Origin of the sequence: Psychrobacter sp. BI730, assembly GCF_013414195.1 — a bacterium.
Lineage (GTDB): Bacteria > Pseudomonadota > Gammaproteobacteria > Pseudomonadales > Moraxellaceae > Psychrobacter.
In genome coordinates this window covers 61914-68186 of sequence record NZ_JAATTV010000017.1, presented here as the reverse complement: position 1 = coordinate 68186, position 6273 = coordinate 61914, and the positions used below count along the sequence as shown (strand labels likewise).

6 protein-coding genes are annotated in these 6273 nt (G+C 39.5%); 5 read left to right on the top strand and 1 reads right to left on the bottom strand.

From position 1 onward, the window contains the following. Positions 1-252: 252 nt before the first annotated feature. Positions 253-1143, top strand: coding sequence for a hypothetical protein (locus HCZ91_RS12355; RefSeq protein WP_179799606.1), 891 nt, complete (start codon positions 253-255; stop codon positions 1141-1143). A gap of 191 nt (positions 1144-1334) precedes the next feature. Next, entirely contained in the window at positions 1335-2039 is a 705-nt protein-coding gene (locus tag HCZ91_RS12350; RefSeq protein ID WP_101210863.1) for a YiiX/YebB-like N1pC/P60 family cysteine hydrolase, read from the top strand. Between the two features lie 80 nt (positions 2040-2119). Here HCZ91_RS12350 and HCZ91_RS12345 read toward each other — a convergent pair whose 3' ends face one another. Then, positions 2120-2380: a DUF1289 domain-containing protein gene (locus HCZ91_RS12345; protein WP_102093487.1), complete on the bottom strand. Its 261-nt coding sequence runs from the start codon at positions 2378-2380 to the stop codon at positions 2120-2122. Positions 2381-2567: 187 nt separating this feature from the next. Between HCZ91_RS12345 and HCZ91_RS12340 the strand changes: the two genes are divergently transcribed. The 3 genes from HCZ91_RS12340 to HCZ91_RS12330 all read left to right on the top strand — a co-directional run bounded on the left by HCZ91_RS12340 (position 2568) and on the right by HCZ91_RS12330 (position 6094). After that, positions 2568-3236 (top strand): YqiA/YcfP family alpha/beta fold hydrolase, encoded by a 669-nt coding sequence (locus HCZ91_RS12340; RefSeq protein ID WP_179799605.1) that lies wholly within the window; start codon positions 2568-2570, stop codon positions 3234-3236. 110 nt (positions 3237-3346) lie between these two features. After that, positions 3347-5233, top strand: coding sequence for a DNA topoisomerase IV subunit B (gene parE / locus HCZ91_RS12335; RefSeq protein ID WP_102093485.1), 1887 nt, complete (start codon positions 3347-3349; stop codon positions 5231-5233). Positions 5234-5398: 165 nt separating this feature from the next. Then, entirely contained in the window at positions 5399-6094 is a 696-nt protein-coding gene (locus HCZ91_RS12330) for a lysophospholipid acyltransferase family protein (RefSeq protein WP_057762140.1), read from the top strand. The last annotated feature ends 179 nt before the right edge of the window (positions 6095-6273 follow it).

The window sequence follows — 6273 nt, the reverse complement described above, 5'->3', positions numbered from 1 at the left end:
TCAGAAGTGAAACATCGTAGCGCCAATGGTAGTGTGGTTCGCCCATGTGAGAGTAGGTCATCGTCAGCTCTCTATTCTAGATAAAGCCCCCTTCGCTAACGCGGAGGGGGCTTTTCTTTGTCTAGCGTTCGGGGCAGGTTTGCAAAAATAGACTTTGTTATAAATTCCTTAATTAAGGTTGTTGATTCGGGTTATTAGTTCTAAATTTGCAGTACAATAAAATCTCAGCATTTTATTGAGGTTTATTCGTGTATGGTTTCTTATATAGCTTTAGTAATCTCAATAATCGCTCTGTCTGTTGCTATTCGTAATTATCTACGAAAGTCAGGGATTCATGTTAAAGGACATTTTACTATCAGTTCAAGTGCCTATGCAGAAGACCAATATGTAGACCATTTCACTCTTGAAAATTTTAAAGATAGGTCTGTTATAATCTTTAAGGTTTTTCTACGTGTCGGTCCTAACTATTATATTGAGCTGTCTAATTTCGAACATGAACCTAAAATACTAAAATCTTATGAATCATTTACTCAAATTCTAGGTCCAGTAGATTATTACAGTTTAAATATGAATAGGATCAAACTGAATCAACTTTTAAGTTCAAAAGAGATCAAAACTTTTTTAGTTTTATCGACATCTAATGGAAAATATGTTGTCAAGGAATGGATTCAGAGATGGGATCCTATTACTGACTTCTTCAACAACCATTTTACCGCTCCAATACAGTCAATGCGTTCAAATAATCAAAACGGCTACTACGGAGCTGATTTTGCGTACTTAGTAAAGTTGTTAATGGAAGATGGTTATATCAAGACTATTCCAATTTATTCCGAAGATTATAACTACCCTAGATTTCAAAACTTTAGATTAACTCAAGAGTCATTAAAATCTAAGGGTAACCTTGAAGAATTTCTAATAGATCAAGCTATCAGAGGTAATATTAACTGTGTAAATGTTGAAGTTTTAGATGGTAAAGAAATACTTAGTAAATCCTATGGTCTGGGATTTGCTAAGACTATTGAAGCTAAAAGATATAGTTGGTTTACCTATTTGGTCGTTGGTAAGATAGTAACAAAACTAAGCAGCATTCGATTCTATTTTACAAATCGTAAATGGCGAAAAGGTTATAATGCGTCCAAATAGCAATAAGAAGGTTAGGTGTTTTTCTCTTCAAATTTCACTACACTATTATTAAGTTATTGTTGAGATGTTTGTATCTGCTTCGAACCAAGTTAAGCTTATTATTCATTCGATAGAATAATAAGCTAGCAGCTCTATCAAATGACTTATTATTCCGTACATATTGTACAGTGTTAGCTACTTAGGAGAATCAAATGCTACCTGGAGATATTTTACTAGTGACTGGTGAAAATAAGTTGTCCTCATCACTTATAAAAGCGCAGAAAATACTTTATTCCAACGCCAGTTCAAGCCATGTCGAATTTAGCTTGGGCGATGGAATTTTTATACACTCGACTAATGATAAGGGTGTTCATTTGGCTTTATTAGTCGATGAGGATGAAGCTTGCAATCAAAACTGGCGAGTTATTAGACATAAATCAATTACCGAATCTTGTTCAGATACTGAGAGGCTACAAGAAGCAGCCATGTATTTCTATGCGCAAGATTACAATAAAGCTTTTATGGGTTCTGGAAACGACAATTCCTCTTTTTGCTCAGAATTGGTAGCAAAGGCTTATGCTCGTGCTGGAATAGAAATTATTGAAGCAAAGTCTCCAAGTAAGGTTACGCCTGCTCATTTTGATAAAGAAGCAGACAATTTGGAAGATTGGGTGGATGTCACCAATGAATATAAAAAGATTCTTGTCAGTATGAAAGAAAACGATTTTTTATATAGGACGGCTATGAGTACTATGAGTGCAATAATGACGAGGCGTAAAGCACATGAACCAATTCGTCAAAAAATGATTGAGATTTTTGAAAATGGATCAATTGAGAATAAAGAATTAGCTAAACAAATGAGAGAAATGCTATCTAAGAGACAGTTGAAGTATTGGTATGAAAAAGAAGATAAATAAGGTCAGAAAGTATAATTTTTTTAATTTAATTGTTATAGGGTAGGTATTCTTATTTAATCTTATATCACAACCCTATATTTTCAAAACAACTCACCCATCTCAACGTCTTCTTCAAAATCAAAACCTAACTGCTCGTTTTTACGTAGCCGCATAAGCTCAATACGCAGCTTACGTCCTGCGATAAGCCTTAGCACCTCGCGTTGCTGCTCTGTCGTCATGTCATGCCATCGCTGGCGCTCAGTTCGACTACGCAGGCAACCAAAGCAATAACCCTTCTTATTGCTTTGACAAAGACCAATACATGGATTGGCAATCTCGAACAGTTCAAACTGTTGATTCATGACTCCTCCATAATGACTACCGTCATTCCTTTGACCTGCATAAAATCACTGTACAACATTATTATGTCGCAAATACTGACTAATAGTGTGCCATTTTATTGTTATTATTTCCGTCTAGCGGGTGCTATGCTTAGCTTTGATAGCCTTTATAAGATAATCATAACAAAATTAATAAGTGAGATGATACGTGAACTTGATTTATATCCATGGATTGGACAGTGATGCCAACTCGACCAAAGGGGTGCTGTTAGAAAAATATTGTCAGCTTCATCATCCTGATATTAATGTGCTGCGTCCTGATTTAAATAAAACCCCAGCACAAGTGTGTGAGCAATTACTGTCTTTAATCAAAGCGCTAAATAATAGTGAAGATAGAAAATCAGCAGATAAGCAGACTGAGTTATCAAATACGGTATTAATCGGTAGCTCACTAGGTGGGTATTTTTCTACTTTGATAGGCAATCAGATAGGTTGCCCAGTTTTACTGCTCAATCCTAGTACTCAGCCCCATATCACTTTAAAGCGTTTCTCTAATCAATCAGTATCAAGTCAAGATAACTTAAATGAGTCATCTACTAGCAAAGTCCTGCATACGACAGCGGGTGGCTGGAGTATTACGACTGCAGATTTACAGTGGTTTGCAGATAATCAGCTATTATCAGTAAATTATCCCGATAAAGTTGCTGTACTATTAAAAGAAGGTGATGAATTGCTAAATTCTGAATTGTCTAGAGATTTTTATCAAGGTCATGGCGCATCGGTAACAGTGCAAGTGGGTGGCGATCATCGCTTCAGTGACTTTGATGAGCAGTTGCCCATGGTGATGAATATCTTACAGAGTTTAGTGCAAGTTTAAATAGACGACATTATATGACGTAAGCGATGGAGTATTAACGTTAACGTCGCTATTTTTCGTTATAATGGTTTAATAGAATTAAACGCAAGCGAACAGTTAAGGATGCATTTGTGAGTCAATATAATGCGCAATCGTTAGAAGTTTTAGAAGGTCTTGAGCCAGTCCGTCGTCGTCCGGGTATGTATACCGATACCACGCGCCCGAACCATTTGGCGCAAGAGGTCATTGATAACTCAGTAGATGAAGCGTTGGCTGGTTATGCTAAAACCATCAAGGTGCAATTGCATAGTGATGGATCGTTGTCTGTCGAAGATGACGGGCGCGGTATGCCAACTGATATCCATCCTGAGTTTGGTCAATCTGGTATTGAGCTGATATTAACTCGCTTGCATGCAGGTGGAAAGTTCTCGACCTCTAATTATGAAGTGTCAGGTGGTCTACATGGCGTGGGTATCTCTGTCGTCAATGCGCTATCAACTCGCGTTGAGGTTACGGTATGGCGTGACAGTACGCAGTTTGATATGGCATTTGAAAATGGTGCACCAGTTACGCCATTGACTGAAGCAGTCAGCTCAAATAAGCGTAAACGTGGCACTAGAGTGCACTTTTGGGCGGATGGTAGTTTCTTTGATACGCCCAAATTTAATGTAAAACAGCTCAAGCATAATTTAAAAGCAAAGGCTGTTTTGGCCGCTGGACTGACGATTGAGTTCACTGATGATATCAATGACGAAAAGGTCGTTTGGCAGTTTACGGATGGGGTAGTCGAGTATCTAAGCGAACAATTAGATGGTTTGGAAACATTGCCTGAAGCACCGTTTTATTATAATTATGATGCGAAAGCAGGTGAACGAGCGGCTATTACCTTTGCCTTGTCTTGGTTGCCTGATGGTGGCACACCGATTCAAGAAAGCTATGTGAACCTGATTCCCACAGCTCAGGGCGGTACGCACGTCAACGGACTACGCACGGGTATCTTAGAAGCTCTGCGTGAGTTCTGTGATATTCATAATTTGCTACCACGTAGTGTGAAACTAACCGCGGAAGACGTCTGGGATGGGGTGAACTATATCCTGTCTCTGAAGTTTTCTGAGCCGCAGTTTTCTGGACAGACCAAAGAGCGTTTATCTAGCCGTGAAGCGGCGGGCGCTGTACAGACATTGGCAAAAGATGCCTTTAGCCTATGGTTAAACCAGCATGCGGACATGGGTACGCAAATCGCTGAATTGGCGATCAATAAAGCAGGTCGTCGTCTGAAATCTGCCAAAAAAGTCGCTCGTAAAAAGATTACTCAAGGGCCCGCATTGCCTGGTAAATTGGCAGACTGCCGTGGTGATTTACGTGATGGCGCTGAGTTATTCTTAGTAGAGGGTGACTCTGCGGGTGGTAGTGCTAAGCAAGCAAGAGATCGTCATTATCAGGCGATATTACCTCTGCGCGGTAAAATCCTAAATACGTGGGAAGTCTCATCAGATACAGTACTATCAAGTCAAGAGATTCATGATATTGCCATAGCTATCGGTGTCGATCCTGCCTCTGATGATTTGTCCGAGCTACGTTACGACAAGATATGTATCTTAGCGGATGCTGACTCTGATGGACTGCATATCGCGACATTGATCTGCGCGCTGTTCGTAAAGCATTTCCCTGCACTAGTGGATGCGGGTCATTTATTTGTGGCCATGCCGCCATTGTACCGAGTTGATGTGGGTAAAGAAGTTCATTATGCATTGGATGAGCCGGAGCTTGCACATATCTTGGCTAACGTACCGGGTAATAAAAAAGCCCAGATTACACGCTTTAAAGGACTTGGTGAAATGAGTGCTGAGCAACTACGTGAGACGACGATGAGCCGTGATACACGCCGCCTAGTACAGTTAGATATGGATGACATGGTACTAACCAATAGCGTAATGGATATGCTACTGGCTAAGAAACGTGCCTCTGATCGCAAGTCGTGGCTTGAGAGCAAAGGTGATTTGGCCGATATTTCTTAAGAATTAGCAATGAATCTAAAGAAATATGGGTACAGAGTATCGTAACAGGCCATTACTTATATTTATGGCTGAACGATCTATCGCATAATAAAAGCACGCAAAATTCAGCCTAGCCACAAAGGCTTAATGGTATTATGTCAGTACCTTTCATTATATTGTGCTGTCATGATACCGAAGATTTTTAACCGTTCTAAGTCTGTTGTTTCTAAACCTGCGCGTTCCAAAGTACTCCCAAAACTTAGCAAAAAGCATTTGGGAGACAAGGTTCCAAAGCGTGGCAACAAATTTGCGCCTGTTATTGCATCCGCGCTGTTAAAGGCGTCAGGTTGGCGTACGGTAGGCGAGATTCCAAATATCTCACAAGCTGTAGTGCTTGCTCTGCCCCATACTTCTAATGTGGATGGTATTTATGCGATTCCAAGTCTGTTTGCATTAGATATCAAAATCAGCATTATGGGCAAGCACACACTATTTAAAGTGCCTGTGTTTGCGCAATTATTAAATTGGATAGGGGTTATTCCTATCGATCGTGGTAATAAAGGCTCTGTGCTGCAAGCCAGTATAGATAAGTTCAAAACTGGTGAACCATTATTTTTGGGGTTATCGCCAGAGGGTACACGGCAATATACTGAGTCGTGGAAGACAGGTTTTTATTATTTAGCGGTGGGTGCTGGTGTACCGATTTTGCCAGTAGCGATGGACTACAATACTAAAGAAATACGGTTTATGTCGTTAGTTTATCCTACAGGTGATATCGAAGCAGATTTGCCAAAAATATATTCTCAATATAAAGGGGTGCTACCAAGACACCTTGAGCGCTTGTCACAGCCACTACAAGACATCAATAATGCAGCTGAATAAGTTAAATGGTATAAATATTAGTTCAATTAGTTAAGTTAAAATCACTGGTTGTATGACAGGTACGAAAACTCAGAGCTGTCTACAACTAAGTTCTAATAATTTATATTGAAAAAGCCCCTGATATCATCATATCAGAGGCTTTTTTTGAGTAATATTTAGATACCTATCAGCTTAACAAT

Bases quoted from the DNA above. Each gene is read 5' to 3' on its own strand.
- HCZ91_RS12355 (WP_179799606.1), top strand. From the start codon at position 253: ATGGTTTCTTATATAGCTTTAGTAATCTCAATAATCGCTCTGTCTGTT.
- HCZ91_RS12350 (WP_101210863.1), top strand. From the start codon at position 1,335: ATGCTACCTGGAGATATTTTACTAGTGACTGGTGAAAATAAGTTGTCC.
- HCZ91_RS12330 (WP_057762140.1), top strand. From the start codon at position 5,399: ATGATACCGAAGATTTTTAACCGTTCTAAGTCTGTTGTTTCTAAACCT.
- HCZ91_RS12345 (WP_102093487.1), bottom strand. From the start codon at position 2,380: ATGAATCAACAGTTTGAACTGTTCGAGATTGCCAATCCATGTATTGGT.